Origin of the sequence: Mesorhizobium sp. B2-7-1 (assembly GCF_006440735.1) — a bacterium.
Classification (GTDB): domain Bacteria; phylum Pseudomonadota; class Alphaproteobacteria; order Rhizobiales; family Rhizobiaceae; genus Mesorhizobium.
Genome location: NZ_VFUA01000013.1, coordinates 39,021 through 64,044 on the forward strand (window position 1 = coordinate 39,021; position 25,024 = coordinate 64,044).

Genomic DNA, 25,024 nt, shown 5'->3' on the forward strand with positions numbered 1-25,024 from the left:
CCCGCGTAACCGCCGCACCGGTCGACGCAGCACCCGTTCGGGATGCTACGGCCTCAATGGTAGTAGATGCCGCCGTCGACGTTGAGCGCCTGGCCGGTGACGAAGGCCGACAGGTCCGAGGCGAAGAACAACACCGGTCCGATGATGTCTTCCGGCGCACCGAGGCGCTTCAGCGCGGCGACGTCCTCCCAATGGCGGATCGCCGCCTCGCTGCCAAGATTGTTCTTGCCCATCTCGGTCAGGATGATGCCAGGGCAGATCGCGTTGACGGTAACGCCGTCCATGCCGACCTCCTGCGCCAGCACGCGGGTGAGCGTGATCACCACCGCCTTCGTCGCGGCGTAGTGGCCCTGCGTCGGCACGCCCTGGCGGCCGGCGATCGAGGCGATGTTGATCACCCTGCCCGATTTCCTGGCGCGCATATGCGGCAGCACCGCCTGGCACATCATCAGCACGCCCTTGGCGTTGATGTCGAAATGCGCGTCCCAATTGGCCTCGTCGAGATCCTGCAGCAGGCTGGGCTTCAGGATGCCGGCGTTGTTGACCAGTACGTCGATGCTGCCCGCCGCCTTGAGCAGCGCCTGCGCGGTCGCTTCGATGTCCTTCTTCTTGCTGACGTCCATCGTGTAGACATAGGCCTTGCGGCCGGCCGCCTCGATCTCGCCCTTGGTGGTGTCGAGTTCCGCCGCCTGCGAGGGCAGATCGGTGATGGCGACGTCGAAGCCCGCTTCGGCGAGCCCCTTCGCGAGCGCCCTGCCGATGCCGCGGCTCGCGCCGGTCACGAGAGCCGTCTTGCCCCTCGCCTCAGGAAGAATGGTCATGCTGCTTCCACCTTTGATGTCTTGACCGGAAGCGAGTTCATCGCCGCGACCGTGTCGTCGAATGAAACGAGTTTGCCGTCGGAGCCCAGCCCCATCGCCACCTTGGCGGCGACCGCGCTGGCAAAGCGCGCGGACTGCTTGAGGTCCCAGCCCTTGACGATGCCGACGATGATGCCGGCGGTGAAGGAGTCGCCGCAGCCCGTGGTGTCGAAAACCTCGACCTCGAAGGCCGGCAGATGAAAATCCTCGCCATGTTCGGGCGAGACATAGACGCCGCCGGCGCCAAGCGTCAGGATACAATTCTTCACGCCCCTCGCCTTGAAGAAGGCGGCGACGCGGGCCGGTTCGCGGTCATGCGCCATCTCGCCGGCCTCATCGATGCTCGGCACGAAATAGTCGATGTAAGGAAGGCACGGCTCGACCAGCTTCCAGGTCTCCGGCGTCGCCTGGATCAGATCGAAGGTGGTGACGCGGCCAAGCGCCTTGGCGCGCTTCAAAAGCCTGACGGTCGGCTCGCCGTCGAAGCGCTTCAACAGGCCGGTGCCGCCGACATGGACGACGGTCGCGTCGAGCGCCGCATCGAGATCGGCATCGGCAACTTCGAACAAGGTGGCCGTGCCCGGCACATGCAAAGCGGGACGTTCGCCGTTCGGCCGCACCGGCAAAATGGTGGACGAGGTCTGGACGCTGCCGTCGCGGCGCACGAGGCTCGTCTCCAGGCCGTATTTCTTCAGCTTGGCGAGGAACCAGTCACCCATGTCGTCGGTGCCGAGCGTGGTGACGGCACGGGTCTTCAGGCCAAGGATGGCGCAGTCCATGCCGGTCGCGCCCGCCGTGCCGGCGACGGTCATGCGGATCTCCTCGATATAGTCGGCGCGGCCGCCTTCGGGGATGCGCGAGACCGGTCGTCCCAGGATGTCGAGGACGTAGAAGCCGATCGAGCTGACGTCGAATTGGGGCATGGCTGACTGACCTTTCGAATTCAATGAGCGGCGCGGCGCAGGCCGAAGCTCGCGGCCAGCACCAGGAAGACGAGCACGCCGATGCCGACCTGCTGCCAGTAGAAATTCCAGCCGACGAGCAGCAGCCCGTTCTTGACGATGGCGAGCAGCAACACGCCGAGCAGCGTACCGATGACCGAAGGCTTGCGCTCGCGGCTCAGCGTCGTGCCGATGAAGGTGGCGCCGATCGCGTCGAGCAGGAAGGCGTTGCCAGACAGCGGCACGTAGGACTTCACCGTCGCCGACAGCAGGATGCCGGTGACGCCGGAGAGCAGCGCGCACAGCACATGCACCATCGACAATTCGCGCGGCACGCGGATGCCGGAATACCAGGCCACGCCCGGCTGCGCGCCCATGGCCTGGACATAGCGGCCGAAGACCGAGCGATGCAGCAGGAGATGGACCGCGACGGCGAGCACGATCAGCACGATGACCGGCGTCGGCATCCCGAACAGAGCGGTGCGGGCGATGGCGTTGAACTGGTCTGCTGCATAACCACTTGTGAGATAGATCGGCTGGCCGCCGCTGGTGGCGAGCTGCTGCGTGCTCTGGCCGATGAAGAGCACGCCGAGCGTTGCGAGGAACGGGCTGATGTTGAGCCTGGTGATGAGGATCGCGTTGAGGATGCCGACGATCAGCGCGGCGCCGAGCCCGCCCGCGACGCCGACCACGCCGCTGTAGCCGGCGGCCAGAAGCATGACGAAGATCATGCTCGCCATGTCGACGGAGACGCCGACCGAGAGATCGATGCCCCCCGACGAGATGACGATGGTAAGGCCGAGCGCCACGATCGCCAGCATGACGACGTTGTTGACCAACACGTTGAAGAGGTTGGCAGGCGTCAGGAAAGTCGGGCTCGCCACGGCGAAGAAGATGACGATCGCGGCAAAGGCGATGAGCACGCTGTATTTGGCGAGGAAGCCGCGCAAGCTCGCCTTGGTGTTGTTGTCGTTGGCCGAGACGCTCATCGCGAACCCTCCGAACCGCGGGCAAAGGATGTGATCGCCACCACCAGCAGGATCAGCGCGCCCTGAACGCCGTTGACCCAGTAGCTGGAGACGTTGAGCAACTGGAAGCCGTTGGCCAAAAGGCCGATGAACAGCACGCTGAGCAGCGTGCCGCCCATGGTCGGCACGAAGCGGCGGGAAAAGACGGTGCCGAGCAGTGCCGCGGCCAGCACCGACAGCAGCAGCTCGCCGGAGCCGGGTGTGCTGGCCGACAGGCGCGATACAGTGAGGATGCTCGCCACCGCCGCGCAGAAGCCGCTCAGCACATAGGTGAAGGACACATAGAATGGCACGCTGAGGCCCGCCGCGCGGGCCGCTTCGGGATGGCCGCCGACCGCGTAGAGCCTGAGCCCGAACGACGTGCCATGGACAATCACGATCATGATCGCGGAGAAGACGATCAGCGCCCAGGCCAGCGCGGAGATGCCGAGGAAACTCCCCGAAACCAGCACGCCGAGTAGCGGGGAGGATGCGCCGACGACCGTGTTCTGGGTAAGCGTTAGTTCCATGCCGGCAGCGACATTGAGCACGGCAAGCGTGGCGAGCAGCGGCAGGATGCCGAGGCCGACCACGGCAAGGGCGTTGAGCGCGCCGACCGCCATGCCGACGGCGATCGCCGCAAGCACCGAGAGGAAGTCGCCATAGCCCATCGACAGAAGCGTCGCATAGACGGCGGCACAGAGCCCCATATTGGCGGCGATCGACAGGTCGATGCCGCCTTCGGTGACGTCCGAGCCACCGCCGATGATGACCGCGGTCATGCCATAGGCGAGCACGCCCAGGATTGCCGACTGCTCGACGACGTTGATCAGGTTGAAGGTCGAGGTGAAACCAGGCGCGAAGATGACGAAATAGGCCATGATCGCGGCAAAGGCGGCGATCGCGCCGAGTCGCACGACGAGCGCTCCGAAGCGCCGGCCGGCGCTCTTGGCGGCGGCTTGTTTTTCGTCGGAAACGCCGGCTTCGGTGTGGAGGACAGTCGCGCTCATGCGGCCACTCCATCAGCGTTCGAGCGCGCGCCGGACGAAGCCGCCAGCAGCGCGTCGCTGTTCATTGCAGGACCGGAGAAGCTGCCCGCAAGCCGACCGCGATAGACCACCAGCACGCGGTCGCAGACCCCTACCAGCTCCAGCAGGTCGGAGGAAAGAAGCAGGATCGCCGCGCCCTCGCCCGCCAGGCGATTGAGGAGGTTGTAGATCTCGACCTTGGCGCCGACATCGACGGCGACCGTCGGCTCGTCCAGCACATAGACGCGCGACTGGCAGCTCAGCCATTTGGCGATGGCTACCTTCTGCTGGTTGCCGCCGGAGAGCTCGCGCACCAGCGCGTCGCGGTGCGGCGTCTTGATCGACAGTTCCTTGATCAGTCCGTCGACCGCCTGGTTCTCACTGCTCCGGCTGACCATGCCAGTCCGCGAATAGCGGCGCAGGCTGGCCAAGGAAATGTTCTCGCGCACCGACAGGCCGAGCGCCACGCCGTGGGCGCGACGATCTTCCGGCAACATCGCTATGCCGTCGCGCACCGCCTTGACCGGCGTCGACAGCGACAGCTCCCTGCCCTCGACCCTGACCTGGCCGCCATCGGCGGTCTTGAGGCCAAACAGGCACTGGACGATTTCCTTGGCGCCGGAGCCCAGCAAACCGGTCAGGCCGACAATTTCGCCGGCGCGCACGTTGAAGCCGATGTTTTCGAAACTGCCGCCGAGGCGGAGATTGGAAACCTCAAGCACCGGCGCGCCAAGCTCGACCGCGCGCTTCGGAAACATCTCGCCGACATCGCGGGCGATCATCATCGAGATGATCTCGTCGATCGGGGTTACGCGCGGATCGACCGTGCCGACATCGGTGCCGTTGCGCATCACGGTGACGCGGTCGCAGAGCTTCTCGATCTCCTGCATGTAATGGGAAATGAAGACCACGGCGATGCCGTCGTCGCGCAGCCGGCGCAGCACGTCGAACAGGCTGTCGACCTCGCGCTTGACCAGCGCCGCCGTCGGCTCGTCCAGCACAAGCACAGAGGCCTTTTGCGCCAGAGCGCGGGTGATCTGGACGACCTTCTGCTGCGCGGTCGTCAGGTCCTTGACCAAGGTCCCGGCCGGCAGTTCCATGCCGAAGAAGCGCTTCAACAGGTCCGCGGCCTTGCGCTCCATGGCGCGTCGGCTGACGAACGGGCCGAGGCCGATTTCGTGGCCGAGGAAGACTGCCTCGCCGACAGTCGCGGTCGGCACCAGGAGCCTGTCTTGATGGATGAAGTGCACGCCGAGTTTTTCGACCGAAGCCGGCGTCAGCGTGCTGGCCGTCTCGCCATTGATGACGATCGAGCCGCTGTCCGGCTTGATGATGCCGGCTAGCACCTTGATGATGGTCGACTTGCCGGCGCCGTTCTGGCCGACAAGGCCGAGGATCGAGCCGCGCGCGATCTCGAGGTTCGCGTCTTCCAAGGCGCGCACCGGACCGAACCGCTTCGATATGCCCGTCATCGACACAGCAATTTCACGCTTTGCTGTCTGCATGGCCGTCAATCCCGATTGGATGTGGCGGGCAGCCGCGTAGGCGCGGCTGCCCGCCGTTTCGTTCCGTCTTATTTAACGCCTGCTTTCTCGGCGGCGTCGAGGAACGGCTTTCCTTTTTCGGCGGCATTTTCCTTGTTGATCAGCACTGACGGAACGAAGGTGAAGGGCGGCACCTTCTGGCCGGCCAGGTACTTGGCGGCGTTGTCGACCGAAGTCTTGCCGATCTCATAGGGCTGCTGCGCCGCGACCGCGCCGGCCGACGACTTCGGATCCATCACCATCTTGATGACTTCCGGGCTGCCGTCGATGCCGTAGGTCTTGACCTCGTTGCGGCCGGCGGCTTCAACCGCCTGCGTGGCGCCGATCTGCGGCACGTCCCAACAGGCCCAGACTGCGCCGATCGAGCCTTTCTCGGGCGACTTGGTCAGCATGTCGGTGACGTTGGAATAGGCGCTCTGCACCGTGTTCGGGATGACGTCGCGCAGCTCCGGCTCGACGATCTTCACATCCGGGAACGAGGTCAGCACATATTTCAGCTGGTCGTAGCGGATCTTGCAGACCGGCACGCTGTAGAAGCCGTTGAAGACCAGCACATTGCCCTTGCCGCCCATGTCGGCGACCATCTGCAAGGCGATCTCGGCGCCGATGTTGTAGTTGTTGGAGGTGGTGTTGTTGATAGCGTGCGGCGTCGCGGTGTCGACCGTGAACAGCGGAATGCCGGCGTCGCGGATCTTCTGCAGCCACGGGTTCAGCACTTCGAGGTTGCCGAGCTGCTCGATGATGGCGTCAGGCTTCTGCGCGATCAGCGTCTGCAACTGCGCGATCTGCTGCTGGTCCTTGCGGCCGGCATCGAGCGCGATCACCTCACCGCCGAGCTCCTTGACGCGGTCCTGGATACCCCGGAACGCCATCAGGTCCCAATAATGGTCGGTGCCGATGGCAGAGACGCCGATGCGCTTGCCCTTGAGCGACAACTCCTCTGCCGTCGCGCCGGAGATGGCGGCAAGGCTGCAAGCCGCCGCCAACCCCAGGGCGAGCGCCTTGACGAGGCCTTTCATGGATCTGGTCATTTCATTTCCTCCCTTGTTGATCGCTCCGGGCCTTCCCGGAGGATATGCGAAACAGTGGATCGCTGCCTCCTCAGGCAGCGGCGTCATTGTCGCGCAGGCCATAGCTCGCCATGCGCTTGATGACGTTTTCGATCTCCTCGTCGGACAGGATCGGCGGCTCGCCGATCTGCAGAGCGCCGTGATACTGGCGCGCCAGCGTCTCGACCTCGACGGCCAGCCACATCGCCTGGGCAAGGTTCGACCCGACGGCGATCATGCCGTGCTGGGCAAGCAGGCAGGCCTTGCGGTCGCGCAACGCCTCCACGGCATGCGCTGAAAGCTCCGCCGTGCCGAAGGTGGCGTAGGGCGCGCAGCGTATGTCGCTGCCGCCGGCTACCGCGACCATGTAATGGATCGCCGGTATCTTCCGGCCCATGATGGCGATCGTCGTGCAGTAGGTCGGATGCGCGTGGACGACGGCGTTGACCTCGGGCCGCGCCTTCATGATGTCGAGATGGAAGCGCCATTCGCTGGACGGCGGCAAACGTCCGTCGACCTCGCCATCCCAACCCATGAAGACGATGTCTTCCGGCTGCAGCGCGTCATAGGGTGTGCTGGTCGGCGAGATCAGCATGCCCTCGCCATGGCGCCGGCTGATGTTGCCTGAAGTGCCCTGGTTGATGCCCAGCGCGTTCATCTCGATGCAGGCGTCGATGATTGCCTGGCGCGCCTCGAGGTCCGAAAGGGTCATGCGATATTCCAATCCTTACCAGGCCGTGTAGCCGCCATCGATCGACAGGATCGCGCCGGTCACGTAGCTCGAGGCCGGCGACGCCAGGAACAGGATCGCCGAGGCGATCTCCTGCGGTGTGCCCAAGCGCCCCATCGGCGTCATGTCGATCCAGGTGTTGAAGAGTTCGGGACGCTCGCGCATCTTCAGCGTCATCTCGGTGCCGACATAGCCCGGCGCCAGCGCGTTGACGCGCACGCCCGATTTCGCCCATTCGACCGCGAGCGCCTTGGTCATCATGTGCACGGCGCCCTTGCTCACCATGTAGGACGGTGCCGTCTGCGGGCGGTTGATGATCAGGCCCGACATGGAACCCAGATTGACGATCGAACCCTTCTTGCGGGCGACCATCGAGCGGCCGAAAGCGCGCGAGGCCCAGTAGACGCCGTTGATGTTGACATCCATCACCAGGCGCCATTCCTCGTCCGGCGTGTCGATCGCGGTGTTGAGGCGCGCGATGCCGGCGCTGTTGACCAGGATATCGACCTTGCCGAAGTCCGCGACGATCGCGGTTGCTATCGCTTCGACCGCTTGCGGATCGGTGACATCGAGCACGCGGCCATCGACGCTTGCGACCCCCGCGGCCTGGAGCGCTTCGGCAGCGGCCTTCAGTCCATCCGCATTCATGTCGAGCAGGACGATTCTCGCGCCGCAAGTTCCGAGCGCCTTGGCGGCCTCCAGGCCGATCCCGCTGGCGCCGCCGGTGACGACGGCGACCTCGCCTGCCAGATCGAATTGCGACCGGTAATCCATGCACGTCCTCCATCAGAACGGACTTGAGCGCGGGCAAAACTCCACCCTCGCCGCCGAAGCAGCGTCGCAAGCCGACAGGTCCTGATAAATGCCTCCGGGTCAGGCTCCTCCCGACCCCATGACAGGGACGTTACAGAAGCTTCCCGGGTCCGTCAATCTGGTTATAACCAGAAAACAGAATCTTTTTTGATGACTAAGAAATCAGGTGCGATCGACGCCGTTCACGGTCGCCGAAGGCTGCTCGACCGCCATGTGGATGCGGGCGACGGAGGAGTTGTAGAAGGCCTCGTAATATTCGAGCGCGGCGCCATCGGCGTCATAGGCGATCGACTCGATCTCGATCAGCGGCGTGTTGGCGGCGACGCCCATCTGATCGGCCTCTTCCTTGGTGGGAAGTGCAGCCCGCAGCCAGCGGTCGGCGCGCTTCACCGTCAGGCCGAAGACGGCGCGGATGGTGCCGAAGATCGACTGGTTTTCCGACAGGATGTTCTCCAGCCCGGGCACCCGATGCCCCGGCAGGCTGATGCGCGTCATGGTGATCGGCGCGCCGTCGGTCATGTAGACGCGGCTGATGCGGACCACGCTGCCATTGGCGGGAATGCCGAAGACCTTGGACTCCTTGTCGCTCGGCGGACAGCGATAGATCTCCAGCGTTCGGGTCGAGACCTTGTGACCCTTGGCGGTCAAATCGTCGAACACGCCGAGATTGGCGGTCATGAAGTCGACATGCTCGCGGGGAGCGGCGACGAACATGCCCTTGCGCGGCATCTTGATGATGCGGCCTTCATTCGACAGCGAGCCAATCGCGGCGCGCACCACGGGGCGCGAGACACCGAAGAAATCGCACAGCGCCTGTTCCGAGGGAATGCGCGAATTGGCGGCCAGCAGGCCGGTGTTGATCGCTTCCTCGACCTGGTTGCGCAACTGCACCCAGAGCGGCGCCGCCTCATCGCGGTTGAGCTGGACTTTTGAGCCGATCGAGCGGAAAGCCTCGGCCGCCCCGGCATCTTCCTGGTCGTAACGAGGACGCCCGCGCATTCTGGTTGCTTGTTCCATCATCGGTCTTCAGGCTGCGGGCAAACTGCCCGGTATGAATGTTTGCCGCGACTCAACGCGCAGCAGCGGCCCTACCGGAGCCCGCCAGCCATTTTCTCGCTCTCCGGCAAGTTTCGCAACCATAGCATGGCGGCTGCCCCCAGAAGCGGTCCGGGAACCAAGAGCAGGAAGGCCCAGCGCCAGCCGCCGATGAAATCGGCGAAACGCGGCGTCAGCCATATGGCGAGCACCGTCAGCGCGAAACCGGCGCCCAGTTGCACCGACAGAGCGGTGCCGACGAAGCGGCGGTCGGCAAGCTCGGTGACGGCAGCCGAGAACTGTGCCGAATCGCCGATCACCGAGATGCCCCAGACGATGGCGACGAGCATGAACAGCCACAGCGGGCCGGTGAACAGGAAGCCCATCAGCAACGCGCAGCTTCCCGAGACCAGCATCATGCCGGCCGTGGTGGCGGTGCGGCCGATGCGGTCCGACAGATAGCCGCCGAGCAGGCAGCCAAGGATGCCGGAGGCGACGACAAGGAAGGTCGAGAGCGAGGCAGTGGCGGCCGTCCCGATCGCCTGCGCTTCGAAGGCGGCGCGCGTATAGGCAAGCAGCCAGGCCCACATGGCGTAGAGCTCCCACATATGGCCGAGATAGCCGAGATTGGCGAGCAGCAGCGGTTTTTCGCGAAACACCTGGCCGATGCGCGAGGGCTCGAACACCGCCTTGCCGAAGGGATAAGGTCCCTCCCTGGCAAACAGCAGGAAGAGCAGCGCGCCTGCCGCCGTCGCCACGCTGGCGGCGGCGACCACCGGCCGCCAGTCGAGCGCTGACGAGACGGCGCGGAAGAGATGCGGCAGCGCCGAGCCGACGGTCAGCGCGCCGATGACCGCGCCGAGCGCCAGTCCCCTGTCGCGCGTGAACCAGGTGGCGACCAGCTTCAACGCCGGCGGATAGACGCCGGCGAGCGCTGCCCCGGTGACGATGCGCGCGGCGATCACGCCGGCCGGCCCGGGATGAAGCAGCAGCGTTGCATTCGCGAGCGCGGCGACAAGCGCCGCGGCCGCCATCAGGCGGCTGAGCCGCACAAGATCGGGAAGATTGACCAGGCTCGCCGCCAGCGCGCCGATGACGAAGCCTACCTGGACGCCATTGGTCAGCCACGCCTCGGCACTCGCGCCTAGCGCGAGCTCCTGCTTCAGTTCGGGAAGGATAGCGGTCGCCGAAAACCAGGTGGTCAGCGACAGGACGACCGCCAGGCAAAGCAACGACAGCACTCGCCAGCGCTCGCCATCGGCCGCCATGCCAAGCCGGCCGACCGTGCTCATGCGGTTTGCAGCGGCACGGTGAAGACCGTGGCCGTACCGGTAAGGCAAAGCTCGCCCTGGCCGTTGCGCACGCTGGTCTCGATCTTGCAGATCGGCTTGTCGGGGCGCACTTCCTTGACCTCCACGCGTCCGGTGATCTCCTCATCAACGCCCACGGCCTTGACGAACTTCCACGCCACTTCGAGGAAAACGGTTCCGGGCCCGGGCAGATCCTCGGCGACCAGCGCATTGAGGATGCCGGAGGTGACGCCGCCCTGGACGATCAGCTTGCCGAACACCGACTTCTCGGCCAGCGCGCGGTCGTAATGCAGCGGATTGCGGTCGCCGGTGATGTCGGTGAAGGCCTCGATGTCGCTGACGCGCGTGCGCCGCGTGCGCTCGGCAAAGGCGCCGACCTGCGGGCGGCCTTTCACGACACCCACCCAACCGTCCTTCGTCTCGTTACTCATTGCGGCTTCTCCTCTGCTCCGGGTTCGATTGGTTTGAAGGCCGGCAGGACACGGCCGCCGATGGCTGTCGGCGCAAGAAGCAGCATGTCCCCGATCTGTAGCGGCCGTGTGCCGGCCAGGATGAAGCTCAGCATCGTCGGGCCTTCGGCCAGCTCGATCAGGCCGACCACGTAGGGTGCTGCCGGCAGCCAGCCGGGATGGCCGGGCTTGTACACCTCCGAAAAGGATTTGAGCCGCCCCCTGCCCGATGCGTCCTTCCAGACCAGGCGTTTGCTCCAGCAATGCGGACAGATCGGGCGTGGATAGAACACGGCCTTGCCGCAGTCCTCGCAGTGCTGGATGGTCAGGCGCCCTTCGGCGGCGGCATCCCAGAACGGTTTGGTCAGCGCGGTGATCGTCGGGCCAGGGGTTTTCAGCGTCTTCAAATCGACGGACATCAGGCGGCTCCCAGCACCAGCGCGGTCGCTTCGCTCATCGTCGCGCCATTGCCGGTGACCAACGCGAGCCCGGCCTTGCCGATCTGGCGTTCGCCCGCCTCGCCGCGCAGCTGGCGCACCGCCTCGACGACATGGGTCATGCCGCCGGCAAGGTCGGGCTGGCCGAAGCCGAGCTGGCCGCCATGCGTGTTGAGCGGCTTGTCGCCCTTGTGCGAAAGGTCGCGATCGCCGAGCCACGCGCCGAACTGGCCCGGCGCGCAGAGGCCGGCATCCTCGATCGTCGTTGCGACCATGATTGTGTAGCAATCGTAGAGCGACAGAAGGTCCATCTCGTCGGCATGGGTGCCGGACTGTTGGAAGGCCCGCGCCATGGCGCTCTTCAGCGGACCGGAAGTCAGGCTCGGCGCCTGGCTGACGGCGCGATGCGTGACCTTCTCGCCGGCGCCGAGCAGATGGACGGGCGGCCTGCGCAACGACCGCGCGCGTTGGGCCGAGGTGACGACGACAGCTTCGCCGCCGGCGACCGGCATGACGATTTCGAGCAGATGCAGCGGCGAGGCGATCATTGGCGAGGCCAGCACCGCTTCGACATCGGCCGGCTTGCTATAAAAGATCGCATCGCGATTGAGCTGGGCGTTGGCGCGCGCCGCGGCGGCGATCATGGCGAAGTCCCGCGCGGTTGAACCGTATGCCGCCATATGCGCCTGCATCAGCAGCGCATAGGAGATGTTGGCGCCCGAGGCGCCGAAGGGCACGTCGAACTCGCGGATCGGATTGCGGTTGGGCGAGCGGGGCGCCGCCTCCTCGCGGTTGTTGCCGAGCACGCACAGCACCGCCTCGCACATGCCGGCCTCGATCGCCGCCGCCGCACGCCAGACCATGCCGGCGCCGGATGCGCCGCCAAGGTCGACGACATTGGCCATGGTCGGTGCGAGACCCAGATATTCGGCGATGGTTGCTGGAACATGCTGCGGCGTCTCGCCGACCTGCGGTCCGACCAGCAGCCCGTCGATCGCCGCCGGCTCCAGCCCGGCATCGAGCACCGCCAGGCGCGAGACCTCGGCGATCATCTCCAGCGTCGTCACGCCGCTGGTTAGGCGCCGCGGCTTCAGCTCGCCGATGCCGACGATCGCTCCCTTCGACCGGCTCATGCCGCCTTGCTCCGATCGAGCGCGCGATATTCCTCGAGGCAGGCCGGATTGGCGAGCGAAGCCATGTTCTTGACCGGCTTGCCTTCGAGCGTCGTGCGGGCCGCGCCCTCCACGCGCTTGCCGTTCAGCGTGTAAGGCACGGCCTGCACCGCATGGATGCGATGCGGCACGTGGCGCGGTGAGGCGTCGTCGCGGATCGCGCGGCGGATTTGCGCGGCAAGCTCGGAGGTCAGCGCATAACCGTCATTGAGCTTGACGCAGAGCACGATTTCTTCGTCGCCTTCGACCGGCGCCCCAAAGACGAGGCAGTCCTCGATCTCGGCGAAATTTTCGCAGGCTGCGTAGATTTCCGCCGTGCCGATGCGCACGCCACCGGGCTTCAGTGTCGTATCCGAACGGCCATGGATCACAGCCGAGCCATAGGCGGTCATCTCGGCAACGTCGCCATGCGTCCAGATCTCGCGGCGGGCGGCGAAATAGGTGGCGTGATAACGCGCGTCGCCGTCCTTGCCCCAGAAGGTCAGCGGCATCGACGGGAACGGCTCGGTGCAGACGAGATCGCCCTGGCGGCCGATGACCGGCGCGTTGCGCTCGTCCATCACTGCGACCGCGAGGCCAAGCCCTTTCACAGTCAGTTCGCCACGGCGCACAGGATGGATCGGCGATCCCAGCAGGAAGCAGCCGATGATTTCGGTGCCGCCGGAGATCGAGGCAAAAATCATGTCGCGCTTCACGTGCTCGTAGACCCAGTCGAATTGCCCCGGAGAGACCGGTGCGCCGGCCGACAGCAGCGAGCGGAGCGACGACAGATCGTGCGAGCGCCCCGGCGCGTAGCCTTCGGCGGCGAGCGTGGCCAGGTATTTCGGGCTGGTGCCGAAATGCGTGACGCGGGCGCGTTCGGCCATTGTCCAGAGCGGGCTGGGGTCGAGCCCGTCGGCCGTCTTCAGGATCGGCGCGCCGTCATAGAGCACAACCGTCGCGCCACAGGCGAGACCAGAGATCAGCCAGTGATACATCATCCACGCGGTGTTGGTGTACCAGCTCATGACATCGCCCGGGCGGACGTCGCCATGCAGCAGATGCTCCTTCAGATGCTGGAGCAGCACGCCGCCGCTGCGATGGACGATCGCCTTCGGTGCGCCTGTCGTGCCGGAGGTGTAGAGTACGTAGGCCGGATGGTCGAAGGGCACACGCTCGAAACTGAGTGGGCCGTCGCCGCCAAAGTCGTCGAGCGAAATACAATGCGCCGCGCAGTCCGGCTTGGAACCCGGTTCGCCGGTCAGCACCAGCGTCGTCACCGTCGGCATCGCCGCGACGATCTCGGCCAGCCTGTCGGAGATGTCGTGCTCCTTGCCCGCATAGCGGTAGCGTGGTGCCGCGAAGAGCACCTTGACGCCGATCTGGCCGAGGCGGTCGACGATCGCGGCGGCGCCGAAATCCGGCGAGCAGGACGACCAGACAGCGCCGACCGACAGCGTCGCCAGCAGCGCCACGAGACCTTCGACACGATTGGAGAGGATGCCGCCGACGCAGTCGCCCTTGCCGACGCCGGCAGCGCGCAGGCCATGCGCAGCCCTGGCGACGAGCCGGCGCAACTCGCCGAGCGTGATGGTGCGGAAATGACCACTCTCATCAACCTCGATGAGAGCAACCTTGTCCTCATCACCGCGCATCAGGTTTTCCGCAAGATTTAGCGAGGCTTCCGGAAGGAAGCGGCTCCCGGTCATCGGCGCATTGTCGTCGCGCAAGAAAGAGATCGCGCCGGGATCACCGATCACCCCGGCGAAATCCAACACTGCCCGCCAGAATGCGCCGGGGTCGCCGATCGACCAGCGATGCAACGTCTCGTAGTCGCGCGGGTCGAAGCCATTGGCTATCGAAAAGCGCGCAAGATTGGACGATTGGAACGCGGCCGGCGCCGGCGTCCAAAGCACGGATGACATGGATTTCCTCCCGCAATGCAGGCCGAGCTCGATGCCGCGACCTTGCTTGCCGATGCATTTCATGATTATTGGTTATAACCAGAATGTCAAGCGGCGATCGCATCGAAGCGGACCGCGCCGGCGGAGGAGCAGACTGATGGATGCCGTGCATATCGTTGCCGCGAAGCGGACACCCATCGGCAAGCTGAACGGCGCGTTTTCCGATCTTTCGGCAGCAGAGCTGGGGGCGCAGCTGATCCAGGCGATGCTTGCCGATGCTCTGCTTGCGCCCGATGCCGTCAGCGAGGTGATCATGGGTCAGGTGCTGACCGGCGGCGCCGGACAGAACCCGGCCAGGCAGGCTGCCCTCAAGGCCGGCCTGCCGATCAGCGTCCCAGCCATGACCGTCAACAAGGTCTGCGGCGCCGGCCAGAAGTCGATCCATCTCGCCGCCCAGGCTATTCGCTGCGGCGACGCCGATTGCGTGATCGCCGGCGGGCAGGATTCGATGACCTCGGCGCCGCATTTCATTCACGGCGCCCGCGCCGGCATCCGCATGGGCGACCGGACCGTCAAGGATTCCATGATCACCGACGGGCTGTGGGACGCCTTCCATCAGGTGCATATGGGCGTGACCGCCGAAGCGCTGGCGCAGCGCTACCAGATCACCCGCGAGGAACAGGACCGTTTCGCGCTGCGCTCGCAGGAGAAGGCCGACGCCGCCATCCGGGCAGGCAGATTCGACGACGAGATCGTCCCCGTGTCGATCAAGACAAGGCAAGGCGATGTCGTCATCGAGCGTGACGAGCATCCCAATCCCTCGACCACGATCGAAGGCCTCGGCCGGCTGAGACCGGTCTTCGATGCAGCGGGAACGATCACCGCCGGCAACTCGTCAGGCCTCAACGACGGCGCCGCGGCGGTGCTGGTGATGTCGGAAGCGCGGGTGAAGCAACTCGGCATGACGCCCCTCGCCCGCATCGCGTCCTATGCTTCCGCCGGTGTCGAACCGATGGATATGGGGCTCGGTCCCGTCGCTGCTTCACGCCTGGCGCTCGAGAAGGCGGGATGGCAGACCCGCGATCTCGACGTGATGGAGATCAACGAAGCTTTCGCCGCGCAGGCCATCGCGGTCAACCGCGAGATGGGCTGGAACGAGGACATCATCAACATGAGCGGCGGCGCCATCGCGCTCGGACATCCGCTGGCCGGTTCCGGCTGCCGCATCGTGGTGACGCTGCTGCACGAGATGATCCGCCGCGACGCGCGAAAAGGATTGGCCTCGCTCTGCATCGGCGGCGGCCAGGGCGTCGCGATCTGCCTGGAGCGGTGAGCGCGGGCGATCGCCCGGCGACCGGCCGCGCGTCAATCGCGCGATAAGGACAGTCCCGCGAGAAGCGGAGCGTACGCGGCCAGCCTGCGGGATACGAACTCAGTGAAGAGCCGCACGCGCTCCGTCTTGCGCGTCTCCCCCTGTGTGAGAAGCCAGAGCGTTCCGTACATATGCAGGTCGGTGCCCGGCACCCTCGCCAGCAGGGGGTCGGCATCGCCGACGAAGCACGGCAGTGTCGTCATCCCGAGCCCTTGCCGTACCGCAGCGATCTGCGCCTCGCCGTCCGTGGTCCTGAATGGAACCCCCGTGGTGCGAACCTCACCCTCGCCGGCCCAGTCCGGAACTCCATGAATGCTTATGACGATCCAGCGGATGGGATCAGGTGCGCCCGCACGCCACGCCGCCAGTCGATCGCGGGACATGTAGACACCTCCGAAGATCTCCGGTCCCTTCAGGCCGTGAAGATTGAGCGGCAGGGTTTTGCGGTCGTAGACGACGCGGATCGCGACGTCGGCCTCCCGGTTGGTCAGGTTCGCCAGCTCGCCGGACGACAAGATTTCCATCTCGATGTCCGGATGCAGACGCGCGAAATCGGCGAAGTCCGGCATGAGCAGGTGTGTCGCCAAGGGCGGCGCCAGCGTTACCCGCAGGAAACCGCGCACGCTCTGGTCGCGCCCGAAGACGCGCGTCTCCAGCAGGTGCGACGACGCTTCCATCTGGTGCGCGAGCTCGACGACTTCCTCGCCGGCGGCCGTCAGGCGGTAGCCCGAAGGCAGCTTCTCGAACATGTGCGCCCCGAGGCGCTCCTCGAGCTGGGCCACGCGTCGCAGCACGGTCGAGTGGTTCACGCCGAGGCGCGCGGCGGCGGCGCGGACCGAGCCTTCGCGCGCGACGGCAAGAAAATAGCGGACGTCATCCCAGTCGATCATGGTGCAATCCGGCACCGCTGGGGTGCGCCTTCCAAAGGCATATCTAACACATCGGACCGAGGTAAGAGCAATCATCATAGCCCATATCGACCAGCGCGGCCCAATTCCGAACGCCGGACGCCGATCGTCGCGGCTGTGTCAATCGTCCGGCCGGATCGATTTCGCACCACCGATGTGCGCGCTTCCGCACTCAACGCCTGACCGCAGTGAACCTACTTCGAGGCTCTCGGGGACTTCCCCGAACGATCAACGACAGAGCCTAAAAGGAACGGTCATGGGAAAGCTTGAAGGTAAGGTTGCAGTCATCACGGGTGGATCGAGCGGCATGGCGCTGGCGAGCGCCAAGCGGTTTGTCGAAGAAGGCGCCTATGTCTTCATCACCGGCCGGAGGGAGGAGGCGCTCGACGAGGCCGTCAAGCTAATTGGCCGGAACGTGACCGGCGTGCGCGGCGACGCGGCCAATCTCGATGACCTCGACCGCCTGTTCGACACGGTCAAGCGGGAAAAGGGCAAGATCGACGTCCTGTACGCCAGCGCCGGCACGGGCGCAGCCGTCCCGCTGGGCGAGATTACCGAGCAGTATTTCGATGCGACCTTCGGCCTGAATACGCGCGGCACGCTGTTCACGGTGCAAAAGGCGTTGCCGCTGCTCAACGATGGCGGATCGATCTTCATGACCGGATCGGTGGCTTCGGTGAAGGGTTTTCCTGGTTACAGCGTGTATGCGGCAAGCAAGGCGGCGTTGCACGCATTCGCACGCGGCTGGCTCAACGAGTTGAAGGGCAGGAATATCCGGGTGAACGTGCTGCACCCCGGGCCGATCGCCACACCGATGCAGGACCAAGTTCTCACCGAGGAGGCGAAGCGGATGTTCGAATCCCTGATCCCGCGGGGAAAGATGGGGCTTCCTGAGGAAATTGCGGCGGCCGCGGTGTTTCTTGCTTCCGACGATTCCAGCTTCGTGAACGGGGTGGAACTGTCTGTCGACGGCGGCTTCTCGGCCATCTGAAAGATGCGGGATTCAACATCAACACGGATCGGAGAATTATCATGAGCTATGCGATTGTAGGATTCGGCAAGGTAGGCCAGGCCCTCGCCCACGCCTTTGCCCGTAGGAACATCAACGTGGTCGTTGCGAGCCGCCGGCCTCCCGAGGCGCTGGCGCCGCAGGCCCGGGCGATTGGACCCACGGTCGTCGCCACGTCGCTGCGGGAAGCACTCGAGGCTGACACAATCCTCTTGGCGGTCCCGTTCGAGCAGCATCGCGAGGTTGCGAAGGCCTTGCCGAGCTGGAAAGGCAAGACGGTCATCGACGCGATGAACGCGTTGCTTCCCCCTGAGGAGCTGGACGGTCTCCCGTCCTCCGCCTTCGTCGCGAAGGCGTTCACCGGCGCCAAGTTCGTGAAAGGCTTCAATCACCTGATTGCGGCCACCCTGGCTGCCGATCCGATCGTCGAGGGTGGGCACCGGGTCGTCTTTCTGTCGAGCGACGACGAGCACGCGATCGCTCCCGTGGCGGATTTGGCCAGACAACTCGGGTTCGCACCCGTCATACTGGGAAAGCTCGACGAGGGTGGCGCGCTGGTGCACGCACGCGACCGCATTTGGGGCCGGCTCATCTTCCAGGACTTGTTCAAGAAGGAGCAGTAACCGATCCACGCTCCCGTCGCTCCCACTCGATCGTTCAAGGAGCATATGACGTTCCTTGGCGCCCTCCCGCGCCAGGGCGATGTCGTCCAATCCGTCGGGAAGCAGCAGATAGACATAATATCCGTTTCCCGATTCCACGAAGATGCTATGACCCGCTTGGCGGAGTTTGGTTTCAACCCGATCCGACGCGGTTTCGATGTGCTGCCCCAGCCGCTTCAGATGTCGGTCGTAGTGGCCGTCAACCAGCAGGCGGTGGAGCAACCGCTCCACATGGCCGGAGCTGTTGACAGTGGTGAGCATTTTCAGTTCCGCCAGCGCGGCAACCCGGTCAAAGCGTGCCGCAATGAAGCCGGATCTCAGACTTGCCGACAGCGTCTTGGAAAAGGTGCCGATCGAAATAACGTTGTTCAGTTGGTCGAGCGTCGCCAACCGATTGCTCGACGCAATCGGCAGGTCGACAAACGGATCATCTTCGACCACGACCAGACTATGCCTGTCAGCCGCGGTCAAAATGGCGTGCGCGACCGCGGGCGTGGTCGAACTGCCAGTCGGATTGTGACCGAGCGATTGCGTGAAAAAAGCTTGGGCCGCTCCGATGCAAGCTTCGCCACCAAGTCCTCGACGCTGGGACCCTCGGGCGCGCGCGTTACGCCCAGCATCCTGACCTGAGCCAGCGTCAGCTTGGCAAAGAGCGGGTAGTAACCTGGTTCGTCGACCAGCACGGTATCGCCCGGCGACAGCATGGCGCGGATTACCAGGTCGAGTGCGTGGTTCGCACCGAAGGTCAAAAGAATGTTGTCTTCGCCGGTCCGGATGTGCTGGTCCGCGAGCCGGCGCGCAAGCTGCTGCCTGAGTGGCAGGAAGCCAAGCGCGGAGCCGTAAGCCTCGGCGTCGGCGGTACGGCCATGGGCGCCAAGATGGCGGCGGATTTCGGATTGTTCCGTCCATGACGGCGGCGGCCGCCCATCGCCGACGCGGATCTGAAAGCTCTGCTCCAACTGGGCCGCGAGAAGCGAGGCGGCGTCGACTGCCTCGGCGACGTGTCTGGGTCGCGAGGAGCCGGCCGCTTCCCCGGCGGATGCCACGACAAAAACCCGAACCCGGCTTTTGCCATGAGAGCGCCCGCCGCCACCAGCCGATCATAAGCCTCGACGATGGTGTTCTTGGAGACGCCGAATTCCTCCGCAGCCTTGCGGATCGACAGGAGGCGATGGCCGGAAGGCAGCGTTCCACTGCTGATTTCCGCCTGCAGTCTGCTGACGACGCCATCGACCAAGGTCGCGGGCCGCGCAATCTCTCTCCCGCCGAGCGACTGGACCGGGTGGTGCAGGCGGCATCGCTCAGCAACGACGAGCGGCAGGTTTTCGGGCGCGGCGGTCTTCCGCTCACGCTGGCCAACGGCATGATCGAGAACGTCATCGGCACGTTCGAACTGCCGATCGGCATAGCAACGAATTTCACCGTGAAGGAGCGATCCCGCCATCCGCGGCGCGTGCGGTCTCAGAACGATTGCTGGAGATCGGCTGCGGAGAAATCGCCGTGGCCGATACGATCGGCTGCGCCACTCCCGGACGGATAGACATGATGCTGACGCAGGTGATCGAGGCCGTTCCCGTCGGTCGGCTGGCCTGTCATTTCCACGATACGTCCGGCCAGGCGTTGGCGAATGTCGACGTGGCGCTGAAGCTTGGCGTGCGCAGCTTCGACAGCGCCGTCGGTGGTCTTGGCGGATGCCCTTATGCGCCAGGGGCGGCCGGCAATCTGGCCACGAAACGGTTGGTGCAGCACCTGCAACACACAGGATTTGTGACAAGCGTCGATCCTGCAAAGCTGCGTGCCGCCGTGGCGCACACCCTTTCCTTTGCTGACCTTGTTTCCAACATAGAGCGGCTCCACAAACGATCAGCGGCTGTTTCTCCAGGCAATAGCTGCCTTTAATCCTTGCTCGGCCCGGATGCGGTTGAATTCCAACCTTTCGGCACCGCCGGCGGTTTCAATGAACACATCGGTTTCGACCCCGGCAAGGAGAGCGTTACGCATGCCGCGCATATCGAAGCTGCGGTTGATGGCGCGCTTCGTCAGTTCGACGGACAACGGCGCCGCGGCGACGATTTCCCGCGCCTTTTCGAAGGCTCTCGAGACATGTTGGCCCTCAAGAACCGTCTCCGTCACGAGACCGATCTCGGCGGCCCGTTCCGCAGTGATCTTATCGTTACCCGTCAGCAGCATATCCTTGGAATGCTTCGGGCCGATCATCCACGGCAGCACCATGGCGACGATCCCTGACCCGAAGCGCACCTCGGGCTCGCCAAAGACGGCATTACGTGAGGCAATCGCGATATCGCATGCCACCGCCAGTTCTAGCCCGCCGCCGATGCAATGACCGTGGATGGCCGAGATGGTCGGCTTCGGGCAATCCCAGAACTGCATGACGAAATCGAAATCAGCCTCCAGCACGCGCCGCCACTCGGCGACGCTGCGATTGCCTGCCGCGGCCGACTCCTTCAGATCGAAGCCGGCGGAAAACGAACGGCCTTCGCCCGAAAGCACGAAGCAGCGAATCGACGGCTCCTTTTGCAGGCCGCTCAAGACCTCCGTCACCTCGCGCATCAGCACGGAGTTGATGGCATTCAGAACACGCGGGCGGTTGAGCACGATATGCGCGATCCCCTCGTCGCTCACGTCGACGCGGATAGTTTCATACTCATCGGACATCGTGACGGGCCTTCCTGTGGCGCAATGTGAGGCAGTCGACGGCGACGGCCTCGTTCGGACCGGCCATAATCGGATTTATCTCGATTTCGACGATCTGTTCCTTCGCTCCGACCGCCATCGCGCTGAAACGGGATACCAGCGTACATAGCGCATCCATGTCGACGGGCGCCCTGCCCCGCGCGCCGGTCAGCAAGGCATGTCCGCGCAACCCCTCCAGCGCCCGCCGCGCCTCGGCGACGCCGAAAGGAGGAATGAGGGTCGCGACGTCGCGCAGCACTTCGGCGAAGACCCCGCCCAGACCCAGCGTCACGATCGGACCGAAATCCGGATCCGTGGTCATCCCGAGGATCAATTCGACGCCTGATGCCATGGTTTGCGCCAGGATCGGCGCTGCGGGATGGCGACTGCGCAGTGCCTGGTAAGCAGCAAGCGCCTCATCTGAGCCTTTGAGGTTGAGCACCACTCCGCCGAGATCGGACTTGTGCGGAATGGCGGCATCATCGATCTTGAGCGCGATCGGCCATCCGTGCTTGCCGGCAAAGGCGGCGATGTCCTGCGGCGAGTGGATATCGGCGAAAGGCGTTACGGGGATGCCGGCCAGTTCCAGCAGCCTGAAGCCATCGGCGCTGCGCAGACTGTCGAGGGGTGCTGCGTCGACAATCGCCGCAGCATCGGCCGACAAGGGTATGGCAACGACGTCTTCCGAACCATGGCGGCCGAACCGGTAGGATTGCAGGTGCCGCAAGGCCGCAAGGCCGCTGCCGGTCCCCATGAGGACCGCGATCCCTCTTTCCCGAAGGTCCTCGGCGATGACCGGCGATAGGGTCGTGGCGATATTGCCCATCACGGCGACGGGCTTGTCCGTCCGCGCGTGCACCTTGCGGATCGCCGCGGCCGACAGTTCGGAAAAATTCCGGTCCGGCGGCAGGTTCGTCGCCATCACCACGATGCCGACATCGGGATCCTTCGCCATCTCGCTCAGCACCGGCGCCATGACGTCGGCTCCGTCGCCCCAGTAATCCAGTGGGTTGGAGGCTTCCATGCCCGGATCGAGATACGCCTCGACCGCCGCCCGGGTCGCGGGCGCCAGCGGGGCGAAGGACAGGCCGACATCGGCGGCGAGATCGGAAATCAATTGCCGTTCGCCGCCGGAATCGGTGCCGAGCGAAACGCCGGGTGCCATCATCGGACGCGTCAGCGCCAGCAATTCCACCGTGTCCAGCAGTTCATCGAGCGTGCGCACCTGAATCACGCGGTAACGTGCGAAAGCCGCCTCATAGGCAGCGTTCGAACCGGAAAGCGCTCCTGAATGCGAGATCGCGAAATGGCGTCCCGCCTCGCTGCGGCCGAGCTTCAGCGCGACGATGGGCACGCCCTTGGCCTCGGCAAGCCTGGCGGCGGCGAGGAAGCCCTCGGGATCGCGGACGGTTTCCAGAACGCAGGCTATCACCCGCGCATCGGTCTCCTCCAGCAGGAAGCGGATATAGTCCGCCACGGTCGTCACCAACTCCTGGCCGGCCGAGATCGCGTAGTCGAAGCCCATCTGCCGCCGGTTCCCGACCAGACCCGACCAGGTCGATCCCGAATGGGATATCAGCGCCACCCCGGACGGCGCGGGCAAGGAACGAAACGGCATGCCGGTGACCTGCAGGCGGTCCACCAGATTGACGAAGCCCATGCAGTTGGCGCCGCACACAGCCATCCCTGCTTTTACCGCAACATCGGCGATAGCCTTGCCGCGCGTGCGACCGTCGGGTGTCTGCCCGTAGGCGCGGCTGAAGAGCACGGCGCCTCCCACGCCTGCCTCGGCGACGGAAGCGAAGCTGTCTACGAGCAGGGCATCGCCGACGGCGAGCGCGGCGCAATCGACGCCGCCCGGTATCGACGCCACATCGGGATAGCAGGGCTGGTCGTCGATCTGGTCGTAGCGCGGATTGACCAGATAGACCTGTCCGGGGAACCCGAGATAGCGGATCGACTGCAGCAGATTCGCTCCAAAGCTTTCGGGCTTGGGGCTGGCGCCCACGATCGCCAGCGTTTGCGGCCGCAGCAACTTCGAAACCGTCATCGGGCACCTGTGGGTAAGGAGCCGGTATTCGTTGCGACCTGGGCGAGAAAGGCACGCGTTGACGCGACGCCGTCATAGATCGCCTCCTCGGCGCTGCGGGCGATCGTGCAGTCGCCAATGGTGACGAACGGCACGTCCGTGCCCCCAAGCTCACGCTCAAGCGCGGTGTCGGGCGCATTGCCCGAAGCGAGCACGACCGTATCGACTCCTTCCACAACGATCGGCTGGCCACTTGCTCCGTGCAGGAAATAGGCGGTATCGCCATCGACGCCGAAAAGCCTGGCATAGGGGATGACCTCGATCCCTGCCTCATGCAGTTTCCCGGCCCAGTGATCGCGCACATATTGCTGCAGGTTTTGCCCGGCGCAAATGCCGTTCACCGCCAGGCGCACATGGTGCCCCTTGCGGTTGAGCTGCATGGCGAGGCCGATGCCGATCCAGTCGCAGCGCCAGTCGGCCACGACGACGCGCGCGCCCGGCAGCACTTTCCCCGCCAGCACGTCGACCGCCTCGACGACATGCGCGGCTTCCTGTCCCTCCACCTCGCTTCCGACCGGGGCCGAGCCCGTCGCGACGATGACGCCATCGGGCGCGACGGTCTCGACGAAACCCCGGGTGACGCGGCTGTTCAACCGTACCTCGACCTGACGCAGCGCCAGTTCCGTCGCCAGATTGGTGACCAAGCCGCCGAATTCGAAACGATCCGGCAGAAGCTGCGCCAGCAGCGCCTGTCCGCCGAGCCGCGGCGATGCTTCCGACAGGATCACCTTATGCCCCATCTCGGCGGCGGTTACCGCGGCCTTCATCCCCGCGGGACCACCACCGGCCACCAGCACCTTCAACGATCGGCCGGCGGTCGGCGCCGCTGCCGGAAGACGCAGTTCCCGGCCGGACGAAGGATTCTGGATGCAGGAAATCGAGTAGCCGGCGTGGAAATGGCCAATGCAGGCCTGGTTGCAGCCGATGCAGGCGCGGATTTCGTCCGAACGTCCCTCGCGCGCCTTGCGCGGCATATCGGGGTCGACGATCAGCGCCCGCGTCATGCCGCACATATCAGCTTCGCCAGCCGCCAGGACACCTTCCGCGATTTGCGGCTGGTTGATACGGCCGGCGACGAAAACCGGAACCGAGACGGCGGCCCGGATCGTCGCCGCCTTGGCCGCCACATAGGCTGGCGGAATCTCCATGGGCGGCACGACATGGATCGAACCGCCCAGGCTCGCCATCGTACCCAGCGTCGTGTTGATGTAGTCGACCAGGCCCTCCTCGGAAAGCTGGCGGCAAATGGCGAGGACGGCTTCCTGGTCCAGCCCGCCCTCATCGGCTTCGTCGACCGAAATGCGAAGGCCCACCACCACGTCCTCGCCCACGGCGCGGCGCACGCCGATCAGGCTTTCGCGCAAGGGGCGGAGCCGGTTCTCGGCGGAACCGCCATACATGTCCTCGCGACGGTTCACGCCCGGATTGAGAAACTGAGCAAACAGCAGGCCGTGGCTCGCCATGAGTTCGACGCCGTCATAGCCGGCTTCCGCGTAACGCCGCGCGGCTTGCGCGGCCGAGGCGATTATTTCGGCCACCATCTCGGCGGGCATCTCGCGCGGAACCACGTGGAAGCGGTTTTCCGGCGTCGACGAGGGCGCGAAGACTACGCCGCGCATCCCGTTCATCATGCGCCGTGTAACCCTGCCGGAATGCGACAATTGCCCGAACAGCTTGGCGCCATGCCGGTGCACGGCGCTCGCCAGCCGAGCGTAATGCGGGATCGCGTCGTCGCTCAGAAGCGCTAGGTCCGGTGCCTCGCCGAGCGTCGAGGCATGAAAGCGCGCCGCCTCGTTGATGATAAGCCCGACACCACCCTTCGCCCGCGCCTCGTGATAGGCGACCATGTCGTCGCCGGGCAGATTTCCTCGCGCCAGATAGGTCTGGTGGCCAGTCGAGAGGATGCGATTGCGGATGTCGTGCCCGCGGATCTCGAGCGATGAAAAGAGATGAGGATAGGCGCAAGACATGAAGGGCCCTTTTGGCGGGACCGGTTTGCCCTGCCCAAATCTGAAATCAGACTACCATTCGC

At 65.1% G+C, this 25,024-nt stretch carries 24 protein-coding genes and 2 pseudogenes; 5 read left to right on the forward strand and 21 right to left on the reverse strand.

Annotated elements, in window-relative coordinates:
- Positions 1–53 precede the first annotated feature (53 nt).
- The 14 genes from FJ471_RS07900 to FJ471_RS07965 form a co-directional block, all read right to left on the reverse strand.
- On the reverse strand, positions 54–821 hold the full coding sequence (locus tag FJ471_RS07900) for an SDR family NAD(P)-dependent oxidoreductase (RefSeq protein WP_140802613.1): 768 nt from the start codon (positions 819–821) through the stop codon (positions 54–56).
- Positions 818–1,783: a sugar kinase gene (locus FJ471_RS07905; protein ID WP_140802614.1), complete on the reverse strand. Its 966-nt coding sequence runs from the start codon at positions 1,781–1,783 to the stop codon at positions 818–820. Before FJ471_RS07905 ends, FJ471_RS07900 begins: the two co-directional genes overlap by 4 nt.
- 20 nt (positions 1,784–1,803) lie before the next feature.
- Positions 1,804–2,790, reverse strand: coding sequence for an ABC transporter permease (locus FJ471_RS07910; protein ID WP_140802615.1), 987 nt, complete (start codon positions 2,788–2,790; stop codon positions 1,804–1,806).
- Positions 2,787–3,818 carry an ABC transporter permease gene (locus FJ471_RS07915; RefSeq protein WP_140802616.1) on the reverse strand — a complete coding sequence of 344 codons (1,032 nt, stop codon included), beginning with the start codon at positions 3,816–3,818 and terminating at the stop codon, positions 2,787–2,789. The genes FJ471_RS07910 and FJ471_RS07915 overlap by 4 nt, the downstream gene beginning before the upstream one ends.
- Entirely contained in the window at positions 3,815–5,341 is a 1,527-nt protein-coding gene (locus FJ471_RS07920; protein WP_181179230.1) for a sugar ABC transporter ATP-binding protein, read from the reverse strand. Before FJ471_RS07920 ends, FJ471_RS07915 begins: the two co-directional genes overlap by 4 nt.
- Positions 5,342–5,409: 68 nt before the next feature.
- Positions 5,410–6,411, reverse strand: coding sequence for a sugar ABC transporter substrate-binding protein (locus tag FJ471_RS07925; RefSeq protein ID WP_210241999.1), 1,002 nt, complete (start codon positions 6,409–6,411; stop codon positions 5,410–5,412).
- A gap of 70 nt (positions 6,412–6,481) precedes the next feature.
- Entirely contained in the window at positions 6,482–7,141 is a 660-nt protein-coding gene (locus FJ471_RS07930) for an L-fuculose-phosphate aldolase (RefSeq protein ID WP_140802617.1), read from the reverse strand.
- Between the two features lie 15 nt (positions 7,142–7,156).
- Positions 7,157–7,933, reverse strand: coding sequence for an SDR family oxidoreductase (locus tag FJ471_RS07935; RefSeq protein WP_140802618.1), 777 nt, complete (start codon positions 7,931–7,933; stop codon positions 7,157–7,159).
- A gap of 201 nt (positions 7,934–8,134) precedes the next feature.
- Positions 8,135–8,971, reverse strand: a complete 837-nt coding sequence (locus tag FJ471_RS07940) for a GntR family transcriptional regulator (RefSeq protein WP_140802619.1) — start codon at positions 8,969–8,971, stop codon at positions 8,135–8,137.
- A gap of 89 nt (positions 8,972–9,060) precedes the next feature.
- The gene (locus FJ471_RS07945; RefSeq protein ID WP_140802620.1) at positions 9,061–10,299 is read right to left on the reverse strand and encodes an MFS transporter; all 1,239 of its coding nucleotides are present in this window, start codon (positions 10,297–10,299) and stop codon (positions 9,061–9,063) included.
- Complete coding sequence (locus FJ471_RS07950; RefSeq protein WP_140802621.1) at positions 10,296–10,748, reverse strand: MaoC family dehydratase; 453 nt, start codon at positions 10,746–10,748, stop codon at positions 10,296–10,298. Before FJ471_RS07950 ends, FJ471_RS07945 begins: the two co-directional genes overlap by 4 nt.
- Positions 10,745–11,185 carry a zinc ribbon domain-containing protein gene (locus FJ471_RS07955; RefSeq protein WP_140802622.1) on the reverse strand — a complete coding sequence of 147 codons (441 nt, stop codon included), beginning with the start codon at positions 11,183–11,185 and terminating at the stop codon, positions 10,745–10,747. Before FJ471_RS07955 ends, FJ471_RS07950 begins: the two co-directional genes overlap by 4 nt.
- Complete coding sequence (locus tag FJ471_RS07960) at positions 11,185–12,336, reverse strand: thiolase family protein (protein ID WP_140802623.1); 1,152 nt, start codon at positions 12,334–12,336, stop codon at positions 11,185–11,187. Before FJ471_RS07960 ends, FJ471_RS07955 begins: the two co-directional genes overlap by 1 nt.
- Positions 12,333–14,279: an acetoacetate--CoA ligase gene (locus FJ471_RS07965; protein WP_140802624.1), complete on the reverse strand. Its 1,947-nt coding sequence runs from the start codon at positions 14,277–14,279 to the stop codon at positions 12,333–12,335. Before FJ471_RS07965 ends, FJ471_RS07960 begins: the two co-directional genes overlap by 4 nt.
- 136 nt (positions 14,280–14,415) lie before the next feature.
- On the opposite strand from FJ471_RS07965, the gene FJ471_RS07970 reads away from it, so the two are divergent.
- Positions 14,416–15,591 (forward strand): acetyl-CoA C-acetyltransferase, encoded by a 1,176-nt coding sequence (locus FJ471_RS07970; protein ID WP_140802625.1) that lies wholly within the window; start codon positions 14,416–14,418, stop codon positions 15,589–15,591.
- A 32-nt stretch (positions 15,592–15,623) separates the two neighbouring features.
- Here the strand turns inward: FJ471_RS07970 and FJ471_RS07975 are convergent, their stop codons facing one another.
- Positions 15,624–16,520 (reverse strand): LysR family transcriptional regulator, encoded by an 897-nt coding sequence (locus FJ471_RS07975; protein ID WP_140802626.1) that lies wholly within the window; start codon positions 16,518–16,520, stop codon positions 15,624–15,626.
- Between the two features lie 274 nt (positions 16,521–16,794).
- On the opposite strand from FJ471_RS07975, the gene FJ471_RS07980 reads away from it, so the two are divergent.
- Positions 16,795–17,529, forward strand: a complete 735-nt coding sequence (locus tag FJ471_RS07980) for an SDR family oxidoreductase (RefSeq protein ID WP_140802627.1) — start codon at positions 16,795–16,797, stop codon at positions 17,527–17,529.
- Positions 17,530–17,570: 41 nt separating this feature from the next.
- Entirely contained in the window at positions 17,571–18,170 is a 600-nt protein-coding gene (locus FJ471_RS07985; protein WP_140802628.1) for an NAD(P)-binding domain-containing protein, read from the forward strand.
- A 126-nt stretch (positions 18,171–18,296) separates the two neighbouring features.
- Here the strand turns inward: FJ471_RS07985 and FJ471_RS35525 are convergent.
- From FJ471_RS35525 to FJ471_RS35535, 3 genes and pseudogenes are all read right to left on the reverse strand, one after another.
- A pseudogene (locus FJ471_RS35525) lies at positions 18,297–18,680 on the reverse strand (aminotransferase class I/II-fold pyridoxal phosphate-dependent enzyme); the annotation flags it as partial.
- Positions 18,677–19,255 (reverse strand): aminotransferase class I/II-fold pyridoxal phosphate-dependent enzyme, encoded by a 579-nt coding sequence (locus tag FJ471_RS35530; protein WP_281408514.1) that lies wholly within the window; start codon positions 19,253–19,255, stop codon positions 18,677–18,679. The pseudogene FJ471_RS35525 and the gene FJ471_RS35530, both read right to left, overlap by 4 nt.
- 65 nt (positions 19,256–19,320) lie before the next feature.
- A pseudogene (locus tag FJ471_RS35535) lies at positions 19,321–19,422 on the reverse strand (helix-turn-helix domain-containing protein); the annotation flags it as partial.
- Here FJ471_RS35535 and FJ471_RS07995 point away from each other — a divergent pair.
- Positions 19,381–19,749 (forward strand): hypothetical protein, encoded by a 369-nt coding sequence (locus tag FJ471_RS07995; RefSeq protein WP_140802629.1) that lies wholly within the window; start codon positions 19,381–19,383, stop codon positions 19,747–19,749. The pseudogene FJ471_RS35535 and the gene FJ471_RS07995 overlap by 42 nt on opposite strands.
- Positions 19,680–20,108: a hypothetical protein gene (locus tag FJ471_RS08000; protein ID WP_246684641.1), complete on the forward strand. Its 429-nt coding sequence runs from the start codon at positions 19,680–19,682 to the stop codon at positions 20,106–20,108. Before FJ471_RS07995 ends, FJ471_RS08000 begins: the two co-directional genes overlap by 70 nt.
- Here FJ471_RS08000 and FJ471_RS08005 read toward each other — a convergent pair.
- From FJ471_RS08005 to FJ471_RS08015, 3 genes are read right to left on the reverse strand one after another with little or no spacing between them, the layout of a single operon-like run.
- The gene (locus FJ471_RS08005) at positions 20,073–20,885 is read right to left on the reverse strand and encodes an enoyl-CoA hydratase/isomerase family protein (RefSeq protein WP_140802631.1); all 813 of its coding nucleotides are present in this window, start codon (positions 20,883–20,885) and stop codon (positions 20,073–20,075) included. The genes FJ471_RS08000 and FJ471_RS08005 overlap by 36 nt on opposite strands.
- A complete protein-coding gene (locus FJ471_RS08010; protein ID WP_140802632.1) occupies positions 20,875–22,953 on the reverse strand; it encodes an acetate--CoA ligase family protein in 2,079 nt (692 codons plus the stop codon). The genes FJ471_RS08005 and FJ471_RS08010 overlap by 11 nt, the downstream gene beginning before the upstream one ends.
- A complete protein-coding gene (locus FJ471_RS08015) occupies positions 22,950–24,962 on the reverse strand; it encodes an FAD-dependent oxidoreductase (protein ID WP_140802633.1) in 2,013 nt (670 codons plus the stop codon). The genes FJ471_RS08010 and FJ471_RS08015 overlap by 4 nt, the downstream gene beginning before the upstream one ends.
- Between the last annotated feature and the right edge of the window lie 62 nt (positions 24,963–25,024).